At 62.8% G+C, this 22743-nt stretch carries 18 protein-coding genes; 7 read left to right on the top strand and 11 right to left on the bottom strand.

Annotated elements, in window-relative coordinates:
- Nucleotides 1-24: 24 nt before the first annotated feature.
- The 10 genes from P3C50_RS20815 to P3C50_RS20770 all read right to left on the bottom strand — a co-directional run bounded on the left by P3C50_RS20815 (nt 25) and on the right by P3C50_RS20770 (nt 12878).
- Nucleotides 25-1590, bottom strand: a complete 1566-nt coding sequence (locus tag P3C50_RS20815; protein WP_275547424.1) for a SpoVR family protein — start codon at nt 1588-1590, stop codon at nt 25-27.
- Nucleotides 1591-1600: 10 nt separating this feature from the next.
- Complete coding sequence (locus P3C50_RS20810; protein WP_275547423.1) at nt 1601-2872, bottom strand: YeaH/YhbH family protein; 1272 nt, start codon at nt 2870-2872, stop codon at nt 1601-1603.
- Between the two features lie 100 nt (nt 2873-2972).
- Complete coding sequence (locus P3C50_RS20805; RefSeq protein ID WP_197856913.1) at nt 2973-4895, bottom strand: PrkA family serine protein kinase; 1923 nt, start codon at nt 4893-4895, stop codon at nt 2973-2975.
- A gap of 283 nt (nt 4896-5178) precedes the next feature.
- The gene (gene glpE, locus P3C50_RS20800) at nt 5179-5508 is read right to left on the bottom strand and encodes a thiosulfate sulfurtransferase GlpE (protein WP_275547422.1); all 330 of its coding nucleotides are present in this window, start codon (nt 5506-5508) and stop codon (nt 5179-5181) included.
- 40 nt (nt 5509-5548) lie between these two features.
- Nucleotides 5549-6367 carry a symmetrical bis(5'-nucleosyl)-tetraphosphatase gene (locus P3C50_RS20795; RefSeq protein WP_275547421.1) on the bottom strand — a complete coding sequence of 273 codons (819 nt, stop codon included), beginning with the start codon at nt 6365-6367 and terminating at the stop codon, nt 5549-5551.
- Nucleotides 6367-6747 (bottom strand): Co2+/Mg2+ efflux protein ApaG, encoded by a 381-nt coding sequence (apaG, locus tag P3C50_RS20790; RefSeq protein WP_275547420.1) that lies wholly within the window; start codon nt 6745-6747, stop codon nt 6367-6369. The genes P3C50_RS20795 and apaG overlap by 1 nt, the downstream gene beginning before the upstream one ends.
- 29 nt (nt 6748-6776) lie before the next feature.
- Nucleotides 6777-7586, bottom strand: coding sequence for a 16S rRNA (adenine(1518)-N(6)/adenine(1519)-N(6))-dimethyltransferase RsmA (rsmA, locus tag P3C50_RS20785; RefSeq protein WP_275547419.1), 810 nt, complete (start codon nt 7584-7586; stop codon nt 6777-6779).
- A 145-nt stretch (nt 7587-7731) separates the two neighbouring features.
- The gene (gene pdxA / locus P3C50_RS20780) at nt 7732-8745 is read right to left on the bottom strand and encodes a 4-hydroxythreonine-4-phosphate dehydrogenase PdxA (RefSeq protein ID WP_275547418.1); all 1014 of its coding nucleotides are present in this window, start codon (nt 8743-8745) and stop codon (nt 7732-7734) included.
- A gap of 97 nt (nt 8746-8842) precedes the next feature.
- Nucleotides 8843-10135, bottom strand: a complete 1293-nt coding sequence (locus P3C50_RS20775) for a peptidylprolyl isomerase (protein WP_197856919.1) — start codon at nt 10133-10135, stop codon at nt 8843-8845.
- Nucleotides 10116-12878: an LPS-assembly protein LptD gene (locus tag P3C50_RS20770; RefSeq protein WP_275547417.1), complete on the bottom strand. Its 2763-nt coding sequence runs from the start codon at nt 12876-12878 to the stop codon at nt 10116-10118. The genes P3C50_RS20775 and P3C50_RS20770 overlap by 20 nt, the downstream gene beginning before the upstream one ends.
- Before the next feature lie 124 nt (nt 12879-13002).
- Here P3C50_RS20770 and P3C50_RS20765 point away from each other — a divergent pair, with 124 nt between their 5' ends.
- Genes P3C50_RS20765 through P3C50_RS20755 form a run of 3 tightly spaced genes read left to right on the top strand, consistent with a single transcriptional unit; the run spans nt 13003 to nt 15455 of the window.
- On the top strand, nt 13003-14025 hold the full coding sequence (locus P3C50_RS20765; RefSeq protein WP_275547416.1) for an aminoglycoside phosphotransferase family protein: 1023 nt from the start codon (nt 13003-13005) through the stop codon (nt 14023-14025).
- Nucleotides 14022-14693, top strand: coding sequence for an N-acetylmuramate alpha-1-phosphate uridylyltransferase MurU (gene murU, locus P3C50_RS20760; RefSeq protein ID WP_275547415.1), 672 nt, complete (start codon nt 14022-14024; stop codon nt 14691-14693). Before P3C50_RS20765 ends, murU begins: the two co-directional genes overlap by 4 nt.
- A complete protein-coding gene (locus P3C50_RS20755) occupies nt 14694-15455 on the top strand; it encodes a DnaJ domain-containing protein (RefSeq protein WP_275547414.1) in 762 nt (253 codons plus the stop codon).
- On the opposite strand, the gene P3C50_RS20750 is transcribed toward P3C50_RS20755, so the two are convergent.
- Complete coding sequence (locus P3C50_RS20750; protein WP_275547413.1) at nt 15452-16441, bottom strand: alpha/beta hydrolase family protein; 990 nt, start codon at nt 16439-16441, stop codon at nt 15452-15454. The two genes, P3C50_RS20755 and P3C50_RS20750, sit on opposite strands and share 4 nt — an antisense overlap.
- A gap of 226 nt (nt 16442-16667) precedes the next feature.
- Between P3C50_RS20750 and P3C50_RS20745 the strand changes: the two genes are divergently transcribed.
- The 4 genes from P3C50_RS20745 to gabD all read left to right on the top strand — a co-directional run bounded on the left by P3C50_RS20745 (nt 16668) and on the right by gabD (nt 22329).
- On the top strand, nt 16668-18038 hold the full coding sequence (locus P3C50_RS20745) for a sigma-54 interaction domain-containing protein (protein WP_275547411.1): 1371 nt from the start codon (nt 16668-16670) through the stop codon (nt 18036-18038).
- 179 nt (nt 18039-18217) lie between these two features.
- Nucleotides 18218-19366 carry an iron-containing alcohol dehydrogenase gene (locus P3C50_RS20740; protein ID WP_275547410.1) on the top strand — a complete coding sequence of 383 codons (1149 nt, stop codon included), beginning with the start codon at nt 18218-18220 and terminating at the stop codon, nt 19364-19366.
- A gap of 78 nt (nt 19367-19444) precedes the next feature.
- Nucleotides 19445-20824 (top strand): hypothetical protein, encoded by a 1380-nt coding sequence (locus P3C50_RS20735; RefSeq protein WP_275547409.1) that lies wholly within the window; start codon nt 19445-19447, stop codon nt 20822-20824.
- 53 nt (nt 20825-20877) lie between these two features.
- A complete protein-coding gene (gene gabD, locus P3C50_RS20730; protein WP_275547408.1) occupies nt 20878-22329 on the top strand; it encodes an NADP-dependent succinate-semialdehyde dehydrogenase in 1452 nt (483 codons plus the stop codon).
- The last annotated feature ends 414 nt before the right edge of the window (nt 22330-22743 follow it).

Below are 22743 nucleotides of genomic sequence, written 5' to 3'. Positions count from 1 at the left end.
CGAGAGAAGGCGGCCGGTAAGCGATCAAATAGGCGGGATGACCAGGTCCAGCCGTGGGTATTCGTTGTCGCTCTCCGCGCTACCGCGTGGTGGCACATGCTGAGTGGTGATCAACTGGTCGCCCTGGCACACCTCCAGGTGGATATCGAAACCCCATAGGCGATGCAGGTGCTTGAGCACCTCGCCGGTGGAGTCGCCCAGTGGCTTGCGATCGTGTTGCTGATGGCGCAGGGTCAGCGAGCGATCGCCGCGGCGGTCGATGTTCCAGATCTGCACGTTGGGCTCGCGGTTGCCCAGGTTGTACTGCGCGGCGAGCAGCTCGCGGATGGTGCGATAGCCGGATTCGTCATGGATGGCCGGCACCAGCAACTCGTCCTTCTGGTCGTCATCAAGGATGCCGAACAGTTTGAAGTCGCGAATCACCTTGGGCGAGAGGAATTGCAGGATGAAGCTCTCGTCCTTGAAGCTGGTCATGGCGAACTTGAGGGTGGTCAGCCAGTCGCTGCCGGCAATGTCCGGGAACCAGCGTTTGTCTTCATCGGTGGGCTCCTCGCAGATACGGCGAATGTCGCGGTACATGGCGAAGCCCAAGGCGTAGGGGTTGATGCCGCTGTAGTAGGGGCTGTCGAACGGCGGCTGGTAGACCACGCTGGTGTGCGACTGCAGGAACTCCATCATGAAGCCGTCGGTGACCAGGCCTTCGTCGTAGAGATCGTTCATCAGGGTGTAATGCCAGAAGGTCGCCCAGCCTTCGTTCATGACCTGGGTCTGGCGCTGCGGATAGAAGTACTGGGCGATCTTGCGCACGATGCGGATCACCTCGCGCTGCCAGGGCTCCAGCAGCGGCGCGTGTTTCTCCAGGAAGTAGAGGATGTTTTCCTGCGGCTCGGCGGGGAAGCGCTTGTTGTCCTTCTCGCCGCCCTTGTCCGTGCTTCTGGGAATGGTGCGCCACAGATCATTGATCTGCTTCTGCAGGTGCTCTTCACGTTCCTTCTGGCGCCGCCGCTCTTCTTCGGCGGAGATGGGGTAGGGGCGCTTGTAGCGGTCGACGCCGTAGTTCATCAGTGCGTGGCAGGAGTCGAGCAACTCCTCCACTGCATCGATGCCGTAGCGCTCCTCGCACTGCATGATGTACTGCTTGGCGAACACCAGGTAGTCGATGATCGAGCTGGCGTCCGTCCAGGTGCGGAACAGGTAATTGCCCTTGAAGAAGCTGTTGTGGCCATAGCAGGCGTGGGCGATCACCAGCGCCTGCATGCAGATGGTGTTTTCTTCCATCAGGTAGGCGATACAAGGATCGGAATTGATCACGATCTCGTAGGCCAGGCCCATCTGGCCGCGCTTGTAGCCTTTCTCGGTGGCGAGGAAGTGCTTGCCATACGACCAGTGGTGATAGCCCAGCGGCATGCCGACCGAGGCATAGGCATCCATCATCTGCTCGGCGGTGATCACTTCGATCTGGTTCGGGTAGGTATCCAGCGCATAGCGCTCGGCGATGCGCGCGATTTCCTTGTCGTATTGGCGGATCAGCTCGAAGGTCCATTCCGAACCGGTGGAGATCGGCTCGCGCTTTCTCGTGCTGGCATTCATGGCTTGGCCCTCAACTCACCAGGCGACGCTGGAACAGTTCGCGGAACACCGGGTAGATGTCCGCGGCGGACACCAGTTGCTGCTGCGCGAAGCTGTCGGCAAAGGCTTCGGCCACCTGTTCGTACTCAAACCACAGCGCCTGGTGCTCACGTGGGGTGATCTCGACGTAGGTGAAGTACTGCACGAACGGCATGATCTGGTTGATCAATATATCCCGGCATACCGGGGAGTCGTCGTTCCAGTTGTCGCCGTCCGAAGCCTGGGCGGCGTAGATATTCCATTCGTTGATCGGGTAGCGCTCGGCCATCACTTCCTGCATCAGCTTCAGGGCGCTGGAGACGATGGTGCCGCCGGTTTCGCGGGAGTAGAAGAATTCCTCCTCGTCCACTTCCTTGGCGCTGGTGTGGTGGCGGATGAACACCACGTCGATCTTGTCGTAGTTCCGCTTGAGGAACAGGTACAGGAGGATGAAAAAGCGCTTGGCGACGTCCTTGGTGGCCTGGGTCATGGAGCCGGAGACGTCCATCAGGCAGAACATCACCGCCTTGGAGCTGGGGTTGGGCTGCTTGGTCAGCAGGTTGTACTTGAGGTCGAAGGTGTCGAGGAAGGGCACGCGGTGGATGCGTGCGCTGAGGCGTTCGATTTCCTCCTGCATGGCCTGGATGTCGCCGAAGTTGTCCGGCTCTTCCCGTCGCAGGCGTTCCAGTTCGGCCTTGGCTTCGCGCAGCTTGGCGCGGCTGGAGCCGGACAGGGCGATACGCCGAGCATGGGCCGAGCGCAGGGTGCGCACGATATTGATGCGCGACGGGTTGCCTTCGTTGCTGATGCCGGCACGTACGGTCTTAAAGGTCTCTGCGCCAGTCAGGTGGCGCTTGACCAGGTTGGGCAGTTCCAGGTCCTCGAACATGAAGTCGAGGAATTCCTCCTGGGTGATCTGGAAGACGAACTCGTCCATGCCTTCACCGGAGTTGCTCGCCTTGCCGCTGCCACGCCCACCGCCACCGCCTTGCGGGCGGGGGATACGTTCGCCGGTGGTGAACTCCTTGTTGCCGGGGTGGACGATGGTCTGCTTGCCGCCGGGGCCGTGATGCAGCACCGGCTCGTCGATATCGCGGCCGGGAATGCTGATCTCTTCGCCGTGCTCCATGTCGGTGATGGAGCGCCGGCTGACCGCTTCTTCCACCGCCTTCTTGATGTGCTCACGGTAACGCCGCAAAAAGCGCTGGCGATTCACCGTGCTCTTGTTCTTGCCGTTGAGGCGTCGGTCGATCACGTAACTCATAAGCCCCTCCCGGGGCAGCTGCAAGCCGCAAGCTACAAGTTACAAGTGAAAAAGCCAGGCGCTTTCGCTTGCAACTTGAGGCTTGCAGCTTGCGGCTGCTTTATTGCGATTTACGTACGCGCAGATACCACTCCGACAGCAGGCGCACCTGCTTCTCGGTGTAGCCGCGCTCGACCATGCGTTTGACGAAGTCGTTGTGCTTCTGCTGATCCTCCTTGCTGCCCTTGGCGTTGAAGCTGATGACCGGGAGCAGGTCCTCGGTGTTGGAGAACATCTTCTTCTCGATCACCACGCGCAGCTTCTCGTAGCTGAGCCAGGTGGGGTTCTTGCCGTTGTTGTTGGCGCGGGCGCGCAGCACGAAGTTGACGATCTCGTTGCGGAAATCCTTCGGGTTGCTGATGCCGGCCGGCTTCTCGATTTTCTCCAGTTCCTCGTTGAGGGCTACGCGGTTGAGGATCTCGCCGGTCTCCGGGTCGCGGTATTCCTGATCCTGAATCCAGAAGTCGGCGTACAGCACGTAGCGGTCGAAGATGTTCTGCCCGTACTCGCTGTAGGACTCCAGGTAGGCGGTCTGGATTTCCTTGCCGATGAACTCGATGTAGCGCGGTGCCAGATACTCCTTGATGTAGCGCAGGTAGCGTTCGCGCACCTCGGCGGGAAACTGTTCCTGCTCGATCTGCTGCTCCAGCACGTAGAGCAGATGCACCGGGTTAGCAGCCACTTCGTGCGGGTCGAAGTTGAACACCTTGGAGAGAATCTTGAAGGCGAAGCGGGTCGACAGGCCGTTCATGCCTTCGTCGACGCCCGCCGAGTCGCGGTACTCCTGAATCGACTTGGCCTTGGGGTCGGTATCCTTGAGGTTTTCGCCGTCGTAGACGCGCATCTTCGAGTAGATGTTGGAGTTTTCCGGTTCCTTGAGACGGCTCAGCACGCTGAACTGGGCGAGCATCTTCAGGGTGTCCGGCGCGCAATGCGCCCTGGCCAGCGAGCTGTTGATTAGCAGCTTGTCATAGATGCGGATTTCATCGGTGACGCGCAGGCAGTAAGGCACCTTGACGATGTAGATACGGTCGATGAATGCCTCGTTGTTCTTGTTGTTGCGGAAGCTGTGCCATTCCGATTCGTTGGAGTGGGCCAGCAGAATGCCGCTGTAGGGGATCGCACCGAGGCCTTCGGTGCTGTTGTAGTTGCCTTCCTGCGTGGCGGTGAGCAGCGGGTGCAGCACCTTGATCGGCGCCTTGAACATCTCGACGAACTCCATCAGGCCCTGGTTGGCCCGGCACAGCGCGCCCGAGTAGCTGTAGGCATCGGCGTCGTTCTGCGGGTATTCCTCCAGCTTGCGGATGTCCACCTTGCCGACCAGCGCCGAGATGTCCTGGTTGTTCTCGTCGCCCGGCTCGGTCTTGGCCACGGCGATCTGGTTAAGGATCGAGGGGTAGAGCTTGACCACGCGGAATTGGCTGATATCGCCGCCGAACTCCTGCAGGCGCTTGGTGGCCCAGGGCGACATGATCGAGTTGAGGTAGCGGCGCGGGATGCCGTAGTCCTCTTCGAGAATCGCGCCATCCTCGGTGGCGTTGAACAGCCCCAGCGGCGATTCAAATACCGGCGAGCCCTTGATAGCGTAGAAGGGCACTTTTTCCATCAGTTGCTTGAGTTTCTCGGCCAGCGAGGATTTACCGCCACCCACCGGGCCCAGCAGGTAGAGAATCTGCTTCTTCTCCTCCAGGCCCTGCGCAGCATGGCGGAAGTAGGAGACGATCTGGTCGATGCATTCTTCCATGCCATGGAAGTCGGCGAAGGCTGGATAGCGGCGGATCACCTTGTTGGAAAAGATGCGTGACAGCCGTGGATCATTGGAGGTGTCCAGCAACTCCGGCTCGCCAATGGCCATCAGCAGGCGCTCGGCCGCAGTGGCGTACGCGCTGCGATCCTGTTTGCACAGTTCGAGGTACTCCTGCAGCGAGTACTCCTCCTGGCGGGTCGCCTCGAAACGTTGTTGGAAGTGACTGAAAATGCTCATGACTTCACCTCGCTCGATGCTGAAAGCTGGCTCGGGATCGGTCGTGCAGGCAGGTGCTGGGTGGCGCCGGCTCCGAAGAAGCCGGGAACTATCCCCCAAAACCTAAAAGTCGTTACCGATGGCCCGATGCCGGTTGGCCGGCTCTACCTTCAGTGGGATGGCCTGAGTAACAGGATAGTTCGTTCTGCAGAGCGTCAAGGGTGGGAAAACGATAACTGGCGGTTACCGTGCATCGGGAAGTGGCGGCAGGCCAGAGCGGGCGCGGCCTGCCGCATGAAGAAATTTATTCTTCGGAACTTTGCGCCGTTTCGCTTGGGTAGGTGGCGCGCCAAAGCTCGAAACCGCCGTCGAGACTGTAGACTTCGGAGAAACCCTGGCCCACCAGATAGGCGGCCGCGCCCTGGCTGGAGTTGCCGTGGTAGCAGGACACGATCAGCGGCGCGTCGAGGTCGGCGCGGGTGATGAAGTCATGCAGCGAGTGGTTGTCCAGGTGACGCGAGCCGCTGATATGGCCGTTGGCAAAGCTGTGCGGGTCGCGAATGTCGACCACCACGGCGCCCTGGGCGCGCAGCTCGTGAGCCTGTTGTGGGGATATACGCTTGAATTCGCTCATGTTCGGGCCTTCCAGTGATTCCTTGGGGCGCCTCGGGCGCTCATTGCTTGGGACAGGTACAGCGGTGCAGCGTGCCGCTGTCGACATCGAGCAGGGTCATTGCATTACCCCAGACGCAGCCGGTATCCAGGGCGTAGAGGCCTGGCTCGTTGCAATTGCCTTCCAGCGCTGCCCAGTGACCGAAGATGATCTTCTCGCCACGCATCTTGCGCTGCGGGTGGCTGAACCAGGGGGCGAAGCCGGGCGGCGCATTGTCGATGCCTTCCTTGGTTTTCAAGTCCAGCGTGCCATCCGCCGTGCAGAAGCGCATGCGGGTGAAATAGTTGGTGATCACCCGCAAGCGGGTGACGCCTTGCAGGTCCTTGTTCCATTTGGCCGGCTCATTGCCGTACATGCCATCGAGGAACAGCGGCAGGCGGGCGTCGTCACGCAGTACCTCTTCGACCTCGCCGGCGCGGCGCAGCGCCTTGGCCAGCGTCCACTGTGGCGGAATGCCGGCATGCACCAGGGTCACCTTGCGCTCGGTATCGTGGTGCACAAGCTTCTGCATGCGCAGCCAGTCGAGCAGGTCGTTGCGATCCGGCGCTTCGAGAATCTCGCGCAACGTATCGCCCTTCTTCAGGCGCTCAATGTTATGTGCCACCGCCAGCAGATGCAGGTCATGGTTGCCCAGCACACAGATAAGCGCATGGCGGATGGAGTAGAGAAAACGCAGCGTTTCCAACGATTGCGGGCCGCGGTTGACCAGATCACCCACCAGCCACAGCTGGTCGTGTGCGGGATCGAAAGCCACCTGCTCGAGTAGACACTGGAACGGTTTCAGGCAGCCCTGCAGGTCGCCGACGGCATAGACGGCCATCAGTGAAGCGCTCCGGGCACTGCCAGGCGGAACGGCGCGATGGAGGCGTCGAAGCGTTTGCCGTCCTCGGCGAGCATCTGGTAACTGCCCTGCATGGTGCCGACCTGGGATGTCATCACCGTTCCGCTGCTGTAGGTATGACTGGCGCCCGGTTCGATATGCGGTTGCTGGCCGATCACGCCGGCGCCGCGGACTTCCTGCACGCGGCCGTCGCCATCGGTGATGATCCAGTGGCGCGACAGCAACTGGGCCGGCAGTTCGCCGTTATTGACGATGGTCACGGTGTAGGAGAACGCGTAGCGGCTCTGCTCCGGCTGCGATTGCGCAGCCAGATAGCGGGTAGTGACGCTGACGTCGATCTGATAACGAGGGTCGGACATGCGCGTGATCCGTTGAGCTTGATTGCAGTTTAGTCCTGCGCAGCGGAGGGCTGCAGGGCCAGTTGGTCGGCCAGACGGACGAAGGCAGCCAGGTCCAGCTGCTCGGGGCGCAGACTGCCGTCGACGCCGGCAGCCTCGATGGCTTCGGCCGGCAGCAACTGCTTGAGCGTGTTACGCAGCGTCTTGCGGCGTTGGTTGAATGCTTCACGTACGACACGTTCAAGCAGACGATGATCCTTGGCCGGGTGCGGCAAGGTCTCATGCGGTACCAGGCGCACGATGGCGGAGTCCACCTTGGGCGGCGGATTGAAGGCCCCGGGGCCGACGTTGAACAGATGTTCCACACGGCAGTGGTACTGCACCATGATCGACAGGCGGCCCCAGTCGCCACCGCCCGGCCCGGCTGCCATCCGCTCGACTACTTCCTTCTGCAGCATGAAGTGCATGTCGCGAATCAGTGGCGCGTTGTCCAGTAGATGGAAAATCAGCGGCGTGGAAATGTTGTAGGGCAGATTGCCGACCACACGCAGACTGCGTGGCGCTGCGTCGAGGCGGGCGAAGTCGAATTTCAGTGCGTCGCCCTGGTTCAGGCGAAAGCGCGGATTGTCGCCGAACTTGCTTTGCAGGATGGGGATCAGGTCGAGGTCGAGTTCGATCACATCGAGCTGCGCGCCGCTGCCGAGCAGGCCCTCGGTGATGGCACCCTGGCCCGGACCGATTTCCAGCAGGCGCTCATCTTCCTTGGCGCGGATGGCGCGTAGGATGCGGTCGATCACTCCGGCGTCATGCAGGAAGTTCTGGCCGAAGCGCTTGCGCGCGCGGTGTTGGTATTCGGACATAGCGGCAGCTCCAAGTCTCGAGCTGCAAGCGTCAAGCAGGAGCCGAGAGCGGTAAGGCAAAGGCGCGCAGTTTAACAGCGAAAGAGGCTGCGGCTGTAGGCGCGCGCGCTGCGAGTGCCGATTTTGTGGCGCCGACAGCCCGCCTTCAACGCACAGCGTGTGCTCTTGAGCTTGTAGCGGCTGCCATCTCGTAGGCGGTTTCCAGCGCTACCTGCAGGCTGCCGATGTCCACCTTGCCCGTGCCGGCGAGATCCAGGGCGGTGCCATGATCCACCGAGGTACGGATGATCGGCAGGCCCAGGGTGACGTTCAGCGCTGCGCCGAACCCCTTGAACTTGAGCACTGGCAGGCCCTGGTCGTGATACATGGCCAGTACGGCATCGGCACGTTCAAGATACTTCGGGGTAAACAGGGTGTCGGCCGGCAATGGGCCGATCAGGTTCATACCTTCGCCGCGCAGACGCGCCAGCGTCGGCTCGATGACTTCGATTTCCTCGCGGCCCAGATGGCCGCCTTCGCCTGCATGCGGATTGAGCCCGCAGACCAGGATGCGCGGCTCGGCGATGCCGAACTTGGTTTGCAGGTCGGTGTGCAGGATGCGGGTGACACGTTCTAGGCGCTCGGCGGTAATGGCGGCCGCGACATCCTTTAGCGGTAGATGGGTGGTAACCAGCGCCACACGCAAGCCGCGGGTCGCCAACATCATCACGACCTGCTCGGTGCGGGTCAGCTCGGCGAGGAACTCGGTGTGGCCAGAGAAGGTGATGCCCGCCTCGTTGATCACGCCCTTGTGCACGGGGGCCGTGATCATCCCGGCGAAGGTCCCGTCCAGGCAGCCCTGGCCCGCGCGGGTGAGGGTTTCCAGCACGTAGGCGGCATTGGCGGAGGTCAGTTTGCCCGGTGTGGCGGGGGCTGCCAGTGGCGTATCCCAGACATACAGGGCGCCGGCTGCCGCCGGGCGGTGTGGCCAGTGCTTCGGTCCGACTTCCAGTAGCAGGATATCCAGCCCCAGATGCGCGGCGCGCTCGGCCAGCAGTTCGCGGCTGGCGATGGCAACCAGCGGCGCAGGCTGGGCCTGTTGGGCCAATAGCAGGCAGAGATCGGGGCCGATGCCGGCGGGCTCGCCTGGGGTGAGGGCAAAGCATTGCTGCGCAGTCATGGTCGCTCTCGCTATGACGTGGGGCGCCAGTTTACGCTGCCGGGCCAGAAACGAAAAAGCCCGGCACTGGGCCGGGCTCTTGCGTTCGGAACGGCTGCTACAGCTTGGTCTCGACGTAGGCTTCGTCGCGGATCTGGCGCAGCCAGGCCTGCAGTTCCTCGTCGTACTTGCGGTTGCGCAGCAGGTTGGCAGCTTGCTGCTCGCGGAACTGCGCGCTGCTGTCAGTGGCGCGGCGGCCCATGACCTGCAGCACGTGCCAGCCGTAAGGGCTCTTGAACGGCTTGGACAATTCGCCGCTGGCGGTGTTGTTCATCACCTCGCGGAACTCGGGCACCAGCGCATTGGGGTCGATCCAGCTCAGATCGCCGCCATTGAGTGCCGAGCCCGGATCTTCGGAGAAGCTCTTCGCCAGTTCGGCGAAATCCTCACCATCGACGATGCGCTGATAGAGGCGCTCGACCAGGCGGCGGGTTTCTTCTTCGCTGCGGATTTCGCTGGGCTTGATCAGGATATGGCGAACATGCACCTCGTCACGCACCTGGGTGTCGCCACCACGCTTCTCGATCAGCTTGAGGATGATGAAACCGCCCGGCGTACGCACCGGCTCGGTGACTTCGCCGGGGTTCAGCTGACTGATCATGCTGTCGAACGGTGGAGGCAACTGACCGGCCTTGCGCCAGCCCATCTCGCCGCCTTCCAGGGCGTTCTCGCTGGCCGAACGAGAGACGGCCAGCTGGCCAAAATCTGCACCCTGCTGCAACTGCTGATACAGCTCCTGTGCCTGACGGTCAGCGGCCTGGATTTCGCTGGAAGACGCGCCTTCGGACACTGGAATCAGGATGTTGGCCAGGCGGAATTCTTCCGACAACTGCATCTTGCCCAGATCGGAAGCGAGGAAGTTCTGCACTTCCTGGTCGGTGACCTGGATACGCTCGGCCACGCGGCGCTGACGCACGCGGCTGATGATCATCTCGCGGCGCACCTGGTCGCGGGCGTCGGCATAGGAAAGGCCATCACGCGCCAGGGCATCGCGGAATTGCTCCAGGCTCATGCCATTGCGCTGGGCGATGGTGCCCATGGCCTGGTTCAGCTCTTCGTCGGTGATGCGAATGCCGGAACGTTCGCCGATCTGCAGCTGAATGTTCTCGATGATCAGACGCTCAAGTACCTGCTGACCCAGAACACCTTCCGGTGGCAGGGCGCCGCCGCGCTTGTCTATGGTCTGTTGTACCTCGCGCAGGCGAGCATCGAGCTGGCTCTGCATGACTACGTCGTTATCGACAATAGCCACGACGCGGTCCAGGGGGCGGACTTGGGCCTGAGCCGTTGCCGCCAGCAGCGCTGCGCCCAATAGCAGGGGGCGCAGGCGATCAGAAAGCTTGGTCTTCACGTTCACGGTAACCTTGAATGCCTTGGTCGAGGAAAGTTTCTACCTTGCTGCCGGTAACGCCGCCGAGGCCCTTGAGGACGATCTGCAGGAAGATGCCACGGTCCGGCTCGTCGTTGCGCGCTGGGTCGAGGCTGACCTCGTCGTAATCGATCCAGTAGCGGTTGATCAGGCGCAGCTTCCAGCAGCAGCTGTCGTACTCGAAGCCACCGAAGGCTTCGAGGGTACGGTTGCGACCGTAGTCGTACTGCCAGCGCGAGATCAGGCTCCACTGCGGAGCCAGCGGCCAGATGACGGAGAAGTCATGCTGGTCGATCTTGTAGTAGTCCTTGATGTAGTTTGGGCTGCCCGGCTCGCCGTAGTCCGGACTGGTGCTCCAGCGCCCGGTATCGCGGTCATAACGAACGGTGTCATTACGATAGCGATAGCCCAGGTTGACGACCTTGTTCGGATTGGCTTCCGGTTGGTAGTGGAACATCGCGCTGCCCGAACGGGTGGCATGCTGATCCGGGTCCCAGTTGAAGGTCGAGGAGAAGCGCCAGTCGCGGTTGAAGCGATACAGGTACTCCAGTGCGTACGGTGACACGTCAGAGGTGGATTCTTTACGGTTACGGTAATCGATACCCGGCAACTGCACCTGGCGATCTTCGAAGTAGAAGGCCTGGCCTATGCTGAAACGCTGGCGCTCGAACCCGTTCGGCTCGATCCAGCGGCTGGTCACGCCCAGCGACAATTTGTTTTCGTCGCCGATACGGTCCTTGCCGCTGAAGCGATTTTCACGCCACAACGAGGCATAGCTGAAGGTCGGCTCGCCGGTGTCGAAGATCGGAATGTCCGTCTGATCCTCTTCCGGTACGTACAGATAGAAAGCGCGCGGTTCCAGGGTTTGCCGGAAATCTTTGCCGAACAGTTGGGTGTTGCGGTCGAAGTACAAGCCACTGTCGAGGCTGAACAAGCCTATGCCACGGCTTTGAGTGCCTTTGTAGTTCTGCTCGGCGAGCAGGGTGTTCTTGCCTTGTTGATCCAGGCTGAGGTCATAGTTGGTCTGCAGGTACTTGACCTGCGGTTTTATGTAGCCCCACGTCCAGTCGAGAGGCAGGCTGACGCCCGGCTCCAGATGCAGGCGCTCACCGGTGGCGCGCTCCAGGCCCTGGATGCGGGTGTCGTACCAGCTCTGCTCCTCTATACCCTCTTTATTGATAAAGTTGCCCGAGCGCAGGTTGCGGTCGAAGCGTACGTACTCGGTGCCGTAGGTGAAGTCCAGGCCGCCCGGGTTGAAAGGCAGTTTGCCGTCCAGGGTGATCTGCGGCAGGCGGTCATAAGGCGTCACATCAGTGATATTGGCCAGCTCATAGGCATGCGCATTAAGGCGAGCTGTATAGCTGTCACCGCGATAGGTCAATGTACCGCGCTGATCGACGTAGGTTTGTCGGTCGATGCCCAGATCCGTGTTGAGATCCTGGAAGTAGTAAGGATCGCTGATATCGGTGTAGTCGACTTCAGCCAGCAGGCGCGAGTTCAGCCCCTGTCTGTGCTGCCAGCTGTACATCCAGCGCTGGTCTTCGTACTCGGACTGCAGTTCACGCTCGTCTTCCTTGTCGTTCAGCCAGGCGCCACCGACCTGACCTTCGCTGCTTTCGGTCAGGTAACGGAACTCGCCTTCCATCAACAGGCCGCGCTTGGCCATGTAGGTTGGATACAAGGTGGCGTCGTAATTCGGCGCCAGGTTGAAGTAGTAGGGCGTTTGCAGCGAGAAACCGGTATCGCTCGAGGTGCCGAAGCTAGGCGGCAGGAAGCCGGACTGACGGCGGTCGTCGATCGGGAAGTAGATGTACGGGGTGTAGAACACCGGAATGTCCTTGACCCGCAGCGTCACGTTGGTCGCGGTGCCGAAGCCGGTCGCCGGGTTCAGCGTGACGTTGTTGCCCTTCAGGTGCCAGGCATTGTCGCCCGGCTCGCAACGCGTGTAGGTGCCGTCCTTGAGACGGATGATCGCGGTCTCTTCACGCTTGGCGTAGAGCGCGCTGCCACGCACGTGGGCCTGATGCATCACGTATTCGGCATTGTCGATACGGGCTTCGCCGTTATCCAGCTGCAGTTCGGCGCGGTCGCCGACCACCAGGGTGCCCTTGTCACGCAGACGCACGTTGCCAACCAGCTCACCACGGTTTTCCGTCTGGTGCAGGCTAGCTTCGTCGGCTTCGACCTGCATACCGGACTGGCGCAGGACGACGTCACCGGCGAGGGTGGCGATCTGCTTTTCCTGCTCGAAGCGCGAGGCCTTGGCGGAAACGTACATCGGCGACTCGTCCAGTGGCGTGGTGTCGTCCATGCCCGGACGTAGCGGCTCGATGTAGGCACCCGCGCAGTAGGGGCCGGCTTCGGCCAGTTGCGCTGCGGTCAACTTATCGCGCGGGACCCAGTCCAAGTGACTGTAGTCAGGGCTGCGCGAAGCGAGGGCGCGGCCCTTGCTCTCGGTCACCAGCACCGGTGCGGCGTCCTGCTTGGCTACGGCCTCGCTGGTCGTGCCGCCGCTGCTGACGGCGTCGCGGCTGTGCACCGGACGTGGTGGCAGGGCGCTGGCGGCTGATTTCGGCGCGCATGCCCAGCCGCCCGTTGGCGACGCCTGGCAATCGTATTGCTCGGCGGCAAAGGACTGTAGGCTGAACACGGGCTGTAAGGCCAGAAAACTGCCGGTAACCAGCAGTGGGAATTTCTTGCGGAACGCGGGGTGTTTTACTGCCATCTTGTTAGTCCGGGCTTCCTGCGCGCTACCGGCCCAGGGGCCGCACGCCTCTCGATGGGCTGAAAAAGATGCTGGATAATAAAGCATGACCCGCGCAACGGCTAGCGCCGTCGGAGACCCCTTGATGTCTGAACACGATGTACGTCTGCAACAGCTGCAAGCCTGGCTCGCCGGGCAACTGCCCTCTCTGTTCGCCGCTCGCGGCTGGGGTGCGGTGCCTGCCGCCGAACTCACTCCCGCCAGCAGCGACGCCAGTTTTCGCCGCTATTTCCGCTGGCAGGCGGGTGAACGCAGCCTGATCCTGATGGACGCACCGCCCCCCCAGGAAAACTGCGAGCCGTTCGTCCGTATCGCTGCCCTGCTGGCCAGTGCTGGCGTGCATGTACCGCAGGTACTGGCCGCCGATCTGGATCAGGGCTTTCTGCTTCTCGATGATCTGGGGCGCAAGACCTACCTGGACGTGATCGACGAGCACAACGCCGATGAGCTGTTCGACGCAGCCATCGAAGCCCTGCTGAAGCAGCAGCGTTTGCCGCTCGATGACAAGCTGCCGCATTACGACGACGCCTTGCTGCGTCGTGAAGTGCAACTTTTCCCCGAGTGGTACGTACAACGCCACCTGGGGCGCGCCTTCACCGTCGAGCAGGAAGTCGCCTGGCAACGCGTCAGCCAACTGTTGATCGACAGCGCCCTGGCGCAGCCCAAGGTCGTGGTGCACCGCGATTTCATGCCGCGCAATCTGATGCAGAGCACGCCCAATCCCGGCGTGCTGGATTTTCAGGATGCAGTCAACGGCCCGGTCACCTACGACATCACCTGCCTGTTCAAGGATGCCTTCCTCAGCTGGCCCGAGGCGCGTGTACAAGGCTGGCTGCAGGACTACTGGCAGCGCGCCAGGGCGGCGGGTATCCCGGTACAGGCCTCTTTCGAAGACTTTCTGCGGGCCAGCGACCTAATGGGCGTGCAGCGTCATCTCAAGGTCATTGGCATCTTCGCGCGCATCTGTCACCGCGACGGCAAGCCCAAGTATCTGGGCGACGTACCGCGTTTCTTCGCCTATATCCAGGCGGTGCTGGCGCGTCGGCCGGAGCTGGCCGAGCTGGGAGAACTGTTCGCCAGCCTGGCGATAGAAGGGGCGCGTGCATGAAGGCGATGATCCTCGCCGCCGGCAAGGGCGAACGCCTGCGTCCGCTGACTCTGCACACGCCGAAACCGTTGGTGAAAGCGGCTGGGGTGCCGTTGATCGAATATCACGTCCGCGCCCTGGCCGCTGCCGGTTTCACCGAGCTCGTGATCAATCACGCCTGGCTGGGCCAGCAGATCGAGGATTACCTCGGCGATGGCTCGCGCTTTGGCGTACGTATCGCCTATTCAGCCGAAGGTGAGCCGCTGGAGACCGGCGGCGGCATCTTCAAGGCATTGCCCTTGCTGGGCAACGAGCCCTTCGTGGTGGTCAATGGCGATATCTTCACCGACTACGCCTTTGCCGCGTTGCGCCAGCCGCTCACCGGTCTGGCGCATCTGGTTCTCGTGGATAACCCGGCGCATCACCCGCAGGGCGACTTTACCTTGTCGACTGGCCTGGTTCATGACGGCGAGGCGGCAGGCGAGCGGTTGACCTACAGCGGTCTCGCCGTGCTGCATCCGCGTTTGTTCGACGCGTCTGCGCCTGGCGCCTTCAAGCTGGCGCCGTTGCTGCGTGAGGCAATGGTGGCAGGGCAGGTCAGTGGTGAGCATTACGGCGGCTGCTGGATCGATGTCGGCACGCACGAGCGCCTGGCCGAAGTCGAACGACTGCTGCAGGAGGCACGCTAGGTGCTCTGGCCAGCGACTCTGCTAGGAGCAGCGGCCGGGCTGGCCCTGGCCAGCATTCCGGGCGCCTTGCTTGGCGGCCTGCTGGGGCAGGTGCTCGATCGCCGCCTGCGTCTGCATGACTGGGATAACCTGCGCGAACGTCTGGGTGGTCGGGCGGCGCCGGCGGATGACGACCTGCTGTTTCTGATGTTGGGGCGCCTGGCCAAGAGCGAGGGCCGCGTGGTGCAAAGCCATATTCAGCAGGCGCGCGCGGAAATGCAGCGACTGGGACTGGACCCGGCCGGACAGCGCCGCGCCATCGAGGCTTTCGCCCGCGGCAAGACCGGGCGAGACAACCTGCGCAGGCCGCTGCAGCGCCAGCGTCAGCGCGCCGAGGCGATGCTCCGGGCCTGCTGGCGCATGGCCTGGGTCGACGGCCGGGTATCGTCCAGTGAACGCGAGTTGATCCTGCTGTGGGGCAAGTGGCTTGGCTGGGACAGTGCGCGGCTCGATAGCCTGGGCGAGGAATGCGCGCCGCGCCGCAGCCAGCAACCGGCTCCGACGGGTGGCAGTTATCAGGAAGCGCTGCGCCTGCTGGGCGTCAACGAGGGCAGCGAGCCCGAGCAGATAAAGCGCGCCTATCGGCGCCTGCTCAGTCGTCATCACCCGGACAAACTGGCCGGCTCCGGCGCTTCGCCTGAGCGCATTCGTGAAGCGACCGAAACCACTCGCCAGTTGCATCAGGCCTATGCGCTGATCCGTCAGCGCCGGGCGATTCGCTAGCCGCCCGAGGCGCGAATATGCAGCTGCAGCCAGCCGCGCAGGCGGCGGTAGAGCTGCTCCTGCTGCACGTCCAGATTCCCCGGCAGAGCTTTCATCGACACCTGGATGTAGGTAGGTAATTTGGCCCGTTTGCTCGCCTGCAGGCGTTTCAGGGCTGCGCTGCGGTCGGTGGCTTGATCCTTGTAATAGAAGTCGCCGCTGGCTACCGGCAGCTGTGCAACCAGCTCGTCCAGCGGCGGAGCGAAGCCGGCAGGCAGCTCGGCCGCCACCATTAGCAGATTGTGTACATTGGCCGGCTTGCGTTCGCTCAGGTACCGCGCGGCCCAGTAAGCGCCGCTGCCATGGCCCAGCAGCACGATTTCCCTGGCCTGCTGCTGTTCGGCGAAGGCGATGGCGGCATCGAGGCGCGCCATCACGCGCTCGACGTGCGCCAGGCGCCGTTGCTCGGGGCTGATCGCGCTGTCGCCTACGTGCTGTGCGCCGGCCTCGGGCGTTTCGGGCGGCGGCTCGGTAGCAGGAGCGCTCTCGGTGCTAGGCGTTTCGCTTTCTGCGGGCGCAGCGGTTGTGCTCCGCAGCGGCAGCGGGTCGCCGTCCGGGTCCGGCAGCGTCAGGCTCAAGCTGTGCCAGCCAGCATCGGGCAGTTTGCGCCTCAGCGGACCGACCGCTGCCGCACCATCGGCATTCTCCACATCGTCGGGCACCAGGATTACTGCGCCACTGGGCTCGCCAACGTTGGCGGGCAACCACAGGGCGAGGAAGCTCTCGGCGCCGGCCTGCAGCAATTGCTGTTCACGCTTGTCCAGGCGTCGTTCCAGAGTCTGCGCGTCGCTGACGCTGCGCTCGGGCAATAGCGGACGTTCGTTCGCTGCGGGCGTTTCTGTTTCGCCGGGCGCCGCGTTCTGTACATCCTCGGGTGATTCCTGCGCCCAACTGGTGGCGGCGCAGAACAGGCAGAAACCGAGCAGTGCGAGTGAGTGAGGGCGCATCGGTGAGGCTCCTTGGGGGCTGCTAAAGAGCCTAATGTCGAGCTCCGTATTTGTCAGGCGATATTGGCTAGAGGCTGGACGCAGCGATGTTGATATCGCTCCCTGACGCTGGCGATTTCTATTGCCTGGCGAGGTGGTTGGCAGCAGATGCAGAACAGGTGGTCTTGGTTTCTAGGCTTAGAATGCCACCCTGTCTTAACTTTATTCCGTGTAACAAGGCGGCCAGATGGACTTCGATGATCCCGGATTTCGCGAGCTGATCGATGCGCTGCACGATGGCCTCTACATCACCGATGCCGACGGCATCACCCTCAAGGTCAATAGCGCCTACGAACGTCTGACCGGGCTGCGTAGCGAGGATGTGGTCGGCCAGCACATGCAGGCGCTGGTGGAGCAGGGCGTCATCTCCCAGTCGGTGTCACTGCGGGTGCTCAAGGAGGGCAAGGCGCTGTCGCTGATGCAGAGCGTCAGTCAGGGCAAGCGCCTGCTGGTCAGTGGCACGCCGATCTTCGCTGCCGATGGCAAGGTGCGTTACGTGGTCAGCACCGTGCGCGACATGACCGAACTGCTGCGTATCAAGCACGAGCGCGACGAACTGCAGCAGCTCAAGCAGCTGCGCAACAGCACGGCGAAGCTGCATGCCGGTCAGCGTGACGATCTGCTGCATGCCTCGCCGGTGGCCGATCGTCCGGTTTCGGGGCGGGTTTTTGCCCAGGCCCGGCAGGTCGCGGCCAGTGATGTGAAGGTGTTGCTGCAGGGGGAAACCGGTGTCGGCAAGACGCTGATCGCCCAGTACATTCACAAGAGCAGCCCACGCGCGGCGCAGCCGTTCCTGGCGCTCAACTGCGGCGCGCTGCCGGAAAACCTGATCGAGGCCGAGCTGTTCGGCTATGTGCCGGGCGCCTTCACCGGCGCCGGCAGCAAGGGCAAGCGCGGTCTGCTGGAGCTGGCCAACCAGGGCACGGTGTTTCTCGACGAGATCGGCGACCTGCCGCTGGCGTTGCAGGTCAAGCTGCTCAAGGTGATCGAGGAGAGCCGCTTCATCCCAGTCGGTGGACTGGAGCTGAAAGAGGTAGACGTGCGCATCATCACCGCCACCCACCACGACCTGCGCCAGATGGTCGCCGATGGTCGCTTTCGCGCTGATCTCTACTATCGGCTCAATGTGGTGCCCATCCATATACCCGCATTACGCGAGCGGGCCGATGAGGTACAGCCGCTGCTTCAGTTCTATCTTGCCGAGTTCAACCAGCGCTATGGACGATCGCTGACCTGGGAGCTGGAAGCCCTGGATGCGCTCACCGACTACGCCTGGCCGGGCAATATCCGTGAGCTGATCAACCTGGTCGAGCGCCTCGTGGTCACCTGCATCGGTGAGACCATCGAGTTGTTCGATCTGCCTGATGAGGTGCGCATGGTTCGCCACGACGGTGCTGGCGACGTTCTGCTGCCGCTGCGTAAGCAAGTGGAGAATCTGGAGCGGCGCTTGATCCGCAAGGCACTGGTGCAACACAAGACCACCCGCGAGGCGGCCAAGGCCCTTGGTCTAAGCCAGGCGACGCTGGTGCAGAAGATGAAACGCTGGGAACAGGGTTGATTGGAAAATGGATCGGATAGACGTCTTTTGATTGATTTTCTGATCGATACGGCGCTGGTTTGAGCTGTGACAAAACGACGCAAGCCTTCTATCACGCAGGTTTGCGCGATCTGGCACAGGAATCGCTATGGCAGGGCCCGAACCCGTCCAGTTTTCACAATGCACAAAAGGGCCTGATGATGAGTACTGCTGCCTTCAAGATCGCCAATAAGCTGCTGACCGGCCAGGGCGCCGTTGAGCAACTGGCGCACGAACTGCCCCGCCTGAACATCGCCAACCCGCTGATCGTCACCGACGCCATCCTGATCAAATCCGGCACCGTGGACCACGTGCTCAAGCAGCTTGGCGAGCGTGCCTACGGCATTTTCGACGGCGTGGAGCCTGAGCCGGAAATCGCCATCGTCGAGGCCTGCGCCAAGGTTTACCGCGACGGCGGTCACGATGGCCTGATCGGCGTCGGCGGCGGCAGCGCCATCGACATCGCCAAGGCAGTCGCCGGCTATGTCGGTCACGACGGCGCACTGGAGGAGTTGTTCGGTGTCGACCAGATCAAGCGCAAGGGCCCGCCGCTGATCGCCATCCCGACCACCGCCGGCACCGGCTCGGAAGTGACCAACGTATCGATCCTCTCGGACAAGAAGGCGCAACTGAAAAAGGGCATCGTCAGCGACTACCTGCTGCCCGACGTGGCCCTGGTCAGCCCGGTGATGACCCTGACCTGCCCGCGCAGCGTGACCGCCGCCAGCGGCGTCGATGCCCTGGTGCACGCGGTGGAGTCCTACCTGTCGGTCAATGCCTCGCCGATCACCGATGCCCTGGCCATCGGCGCCATCAAGCTGATCGCCAAGGCGCTGCCCAAGGCCTACGCCAATCCGGCCGACCTGAAGGCGCGTGAAGACATGGCCACCGCCAGCCTGATGGCGGGCATGGCCTTCGGCAACGCCGGAGTTGGCGCCGTGCACGCCCTGGCCTATCCGCTGGGCGGGCGCTTCAATATCGCCCATGGCGTCAGCAACGCCTTGCTGCTGCCCTACGTGATGGCCTGGAACAAGCTGGCCTGCGTCGAGCGCATGGCCGAGATCGCCGCCGCCTTGGGCGTGCAGACTCACGGCCTGAGCGACAAGGCTGCTGCCGACCTGGCTGTCGAGGCCATGGCCGAGCTGTGCGCCAGTGTCGACATTCCCAAGGGCATGCGCAGCTTCAATGTGCCCGAGGACGCCATCCCAGCGATGGCCGAGGAGGCCAGCAAGATCGACCGCCTGATGCGCAACAACCCGCGGCGTCTAACCGCTGGCGACATCGAGCAGATCTACCGCGCCGCCTACTGATTTCAACAATCGATGAACGATAGCCCCGGTCATGCCGGGGCTTGCTGCTTACAACTCTAATAAAGCTGGGTGATTCAAATGTCCGAACTGCATCAACAAGACCTGGGCGTCGAAGCCCCGTACTGGCCGCTGGGGCCATTCAAGGTACGTCTGCCTTTCATTCACTACCGCTTTGAGCTCTCCGACTACATGCAGGGCCTGCTCATGTGCGCGGTGGACCTGGCGGCCATTCCGCTGATGACCGAATTCCTCGGCATGCCCTTCGAGGTGGCACTGGCGGTGGTCATGCTCAACGGCCTGCTGTACCTGACCCACCACCTGCTCGGCGACCCGGTGGTGCCGGGCTGGATCACCCCGGCGATCCCCCTGCTGATGGCCTACTGCAGCCAGTTCCCGGAGGGCCCGGAGCGGGTGCATGCGCTGATTGCCTTCCAGTTGATGCTGGGGGCGTTCTCCATAGGACTGGGGATGACGGGCATGGCGCGCAAGGTGGTGTCGCTGGTGCCCTCGGCGCTCAAGGCCGGCATCATCATGGGCGCCGGCCTCAGTGCGGTGGTCACCGTGTTCAAGGAGGGCGGGCGCTTCGACAGCTTCCCCTGGACCATTTCCATCGCCGTCGGCATCGCCTTCTACCTGGTTTTTTCCCTGCACTTCCAGCAATTGAAAAAACGCAGCCGCTTGTGGTGGAATTTCGCCAAGCTGGGCATCTTCCCGATCATCCTGCTGGCCGTGTTCGTCGCGCCGATCTTCGGCGAGGCACCGTGGCCAAGCATCGAGTGGGGCATCAGCAAGCCTGACTTCGTCACCCTGTGGAACGAATACACTGTGTTCGGTCTCGGTATGCCGCCGCTGATGATGTTCGTCACCGCCATTCCTACCGTATTCGCTGCCTACCTCGTGGTGTTCGGTGACGTGCTGGGCGCCAGGGCGATCCTCTCCGAGGCCGACCATATCCGCAGTGACGAGAAGGTCGACTTCAACCCCAACCGCTCGCACATGATCTTTGGCGGGCGCAACGCCTTTATGAGCATTTTTGGCCCGGACGTGGCCATGTGCGGCCCGCAGTGGTCGGCCATGCAGGTGGTCATCACCGAGCGTTTCAAGGGCGGCGCCCAGGCGATGAAGTCCATCTACGGTGGCGTCGGCTCGTTCCGCTGGGGCACCAACACCGGCCTGTTGCTGCTGCCGGTGGTCACCCTGCTGCAGCCGATTCTCGGCGTGGCACTGGCGCTGACCCTGCTGATCCAGGGCTACGTCAGCGTGCGCCTGGGGATCATGGAAGCGCGCAGCCAGCGTGATCTGGGCATCGCCGGGGTAATCGGCGCGGTGCTGGCGATCAAGGGTGCCGCCTGGGCCTTCGCCATCGGCGTCGGCCTGTGCGCGCTGATCTACGGGGCGCAGATGTTCCGTGGCGAAAACGACCAGACCTTCACCAAGGATCTGCCGCCAAGCGAGTGAGCTTTTCGAATTGACCAGCCGGAGCCTTGTGTCTCCGGCTGCAGGAGTAGTGCATGAAACTCAACGATCCCGATCTGCTGCGCCACCAGGCCTATATCGACGGCCAGTGGTGCGATGCGCCCGACGGCGCCGTCACGGAAATCTTCAACCCGGCCAACGGTGAGTCCCTGGGCCATGTGCCGAACCTGGGCGCAGCCGAAACCCGCCGCGCTATCGAGGCCGCCCAGGCCGCGCAACCGGCTTGGCGTGCGCTGACTGCCAAGGAGCGCGCGGCGCGCCTGCGCACCTGGTACGAGCTGATGCTCGCCAACCAGGAAGACCTGGCGCAGATCATGACCGCCGAGCAGGGCAAGCCGCTGGCCGAAGCCCGCGGCGAAGTGCTCTACGCCGCCTCGTTCATTGAGTGGTTCGCCGAGGAGGCCAAGCGCGTCTACGGCGACACCATTCCCGGCCACCAGGCCGACAAGCGCCTGATCGTTACCAAGGAGCCGATCGGTGTGGCCGCGGCGATCACCCCGTGGAATTTCCCCGCGGCGATGATAACTCGCAAGGCCGGCCCGGCCCTGGCCGCCGGCTGCGCCATGGTGCTCAAGCCTGCGCCGCAGACGCCTTTCAGCGCCCTGGCCCTGGCTGTGCTGGCCGAACGCGCCGGCATCCCGGCCGGACTGTTCAGCGTGCTGCCGGCGGACGCCGATCGGTCTCGTGAGGTGGGCGGTGAGTTGTGCTCCAACCCCATCGTGCGCAAGCTGTCGTTTACCGGCTCCACCGGCGTCGGCATCAAGCTGATGGAGCAATGCGCGCCAACCCTGAAGAAACTGTCGCTGGAGCTGGGCGGCAATGCGCCGTTCATCGTCTTCGACGATGCCGATCTGGACGCGGCGGTCGAGGGCGCCATGGTTGCCAAGTACCGCAACGCCGGGCAGACCTGCGTATGCGCCAACCGCATCTACGTGCAGGACGGCGTGTACGACGCCTTCGCCGAGAAGCTGGCGGCGGCGGTGGCGGGGCTCAAGGTTGGCCAGGGCACTGAAGCGGGTGTGACCACCGGCCCGCTGATCGACGCCAATGCCGTGGCCAAGGTGCAGGCGCATCTGGCCGATGCGCTGGAGAAGGGCGCCAGGGTACTGCAGGGTGGTCAGGCGCTGGGCGGCAATTTTTTCGCGCCCACCGTGCTGGCCGACGTGACGCCGGACATGCGCATAGCCCGCGAGGAAACCTTCGGCCCGCTGGCGCCGCTGTTCCGCTTCAGCGACGAAGCCGAAGTGATCCGCCAGGCCAATGACACCGAGTTCGGTTTGGCCGGCTACTTCTACACCCGCGACCTGGGCCGCGCCTTCCGTGTCGGCGAGGCGCTGGAGTACGGTATGGTCGGCATCAACACCGGGCTGATCTCCAACGAAGTGGCGCCGTTCGGCGGCATCAAGGCTTCCGGCCTGGGTCGTGAAGGCTCCAAGTACGGGCTGGACGAGTACCTGGAGATCAAATACCTCTGCCTGGGTATCTGAAGTACGGGTGAATGCCGTGGGAGGGGCTTTAGCCGCGACAGTCACGTTCGCTGAGCGACTCCTCTCAGCAGGAAAGCTCGCGGACAAGTCCGCTCCCACAAAAGCACGATTCGTGGGAGCGACTTGTCCGCGAATGATCCTCAGCCCCGCAGGAATGGACGGCCTTTGGCATCTCTCACCCTGCGCTCTGTCTTGCTCCTGCCTGTGTTGACTCAGGCTGCGATGAGCCTGCCAGGCTGAGGCATTTGCGCGCGCCACCGTCAGGCGGCGCTGCCGTGGTATCTGATGTACGGGTGAATGCCGTGGGAGGGGCTTTAGCCGCGACAGTCACGTTCGCTGAGCGACTCCTCTCAGCAGGAAAGCTCGCGGACAAGTCCGCTCCCACAAAAGCACGATTCGTGGGAGCGACTTGTC

This window comes from Pseudomonas sp. Marseille-Q0931 (assembly GCF_940789645.1).
Classification (GTDB): domain Bacteria; phylum Pseudomonadota; class Gammaproteobacteria; order Pseudomonadales; family Pseudomonadaceae; genus Aquipseudomonas.
Note: the sequence above shows the minus strand (reverse complement) of the source record. Positions and strands in the feature narration are given on the sequence as shown.

Bases quoted from the DNA above. Each gene is read 5' to 3' on its own strand.
- pdxA (WP_275547418.1), bottom strand. From the start codon at position 8,745: ATGACTGCGCAGCAATGCTTTGCCCTCACCCCAGGCGAGCCCGCCGGC.
- P3C50_RS20770 (WP_275547417.1), bottom strand. From the start codon at position 12,878: ATGGCAGTAAAACACCCCGCGTTCCGCAAGAAATTCCCACTGCTGGTT.
- P3C50_RS20805 (WP_197856913.1), bottom strand. From the start codon at position 4,895: ATGAGCATTTTCAGTCACTTCCAACAACGTTTCGAGGCGACCCGCCAG.
- P3C50_RS20745 (WP_275547411.1), top strand. From the start codon at position 16,668: ATGGACTTCGATGATCCCGGATTTCGCGAGCTGATCGATGCGCTGCAC.
- P3C50_RS20765 (WP_275547416.1), top strand. From the start codon at position 13,003: ATGTCTGAACACGATGTACGTCTGCAACAGCTGCAAGCCTGGCTCGCC.
- P3C50_RS20740 (WP_275547410.1), top strand. From the start codon at position 18,218: ATGAGTACTGCTGCCTTCAAGATCGCCAATAAGCTGCTGACCGGCCAG.
- P3C50_RS20735 (WP_275547409.1), top strand. From the start codon at position 19,445: ATGTCCGAACTGCATCAACAAGACCTGGGCGTCGAAGCCCCGTACTGG.
- P3C50_RS20815 (WP_275547424.1), bottom strand. From the start codon at position 1,590: ATGAATGCCAGCACGAGAAAGCGCGAGCCGATCTCCACCGGTTCGGAA.
- P3C50_RS20810 (WP_275547423.1), bottom strand. From the start codon at position 2,872: ATGAGTTACGTGATCGACCGACGCCTCAACGGCAAGAACAAGAGCACG.
- gabD (WP_275547408.1), top strand. From the start codon at position 20,878: ATGAAACTCAACGATCCCGATCTGCTGCGCCACCAGGCCTATATCGAC.
- rsmA (WP_275547419.1), bottom strand. From the start codon at position 7,586: ATGTCCGAATACCAACACCGCGCGCGCAAGCGCTTCGGCCAGAACTTC.
- glpE (WP_275547422.1), bottom strand. From the start codon at position 5,508: ATGAGCGAATTCAAGCGTATATCCCCACAACAGGCTCACGAGCTGCGC.
- murU (WP_275547415.1), top strand. From the start codon at position 14,022: ATGAAGGCGATGATCCTCGCCGCCGGCAAGGGCGAACGCCTGCGTCCG.
- apaG (WP_275547420.1), bottom strand. From the start codon at position 6,747: ATGTCCGACCCTCGTTATCAGATCGACGTCAGCGTCACTACCCGCTAT.
- P3C50_RS20795 (WP_275547421.1), bottom strand. From the start codon at position 6,367: ATGGCCGTCTATGCCGTCGGCGACCTGCAGGGCTGCCTGAAACCGTTC.
- P3C50_RS20750 (WP_275547413.1), bottom strand. From the start codon at position 16,441: ATGCGCCCTCACTCACTCGCACTGCTCGGTTTCTGCCTGTTCTGCGCC.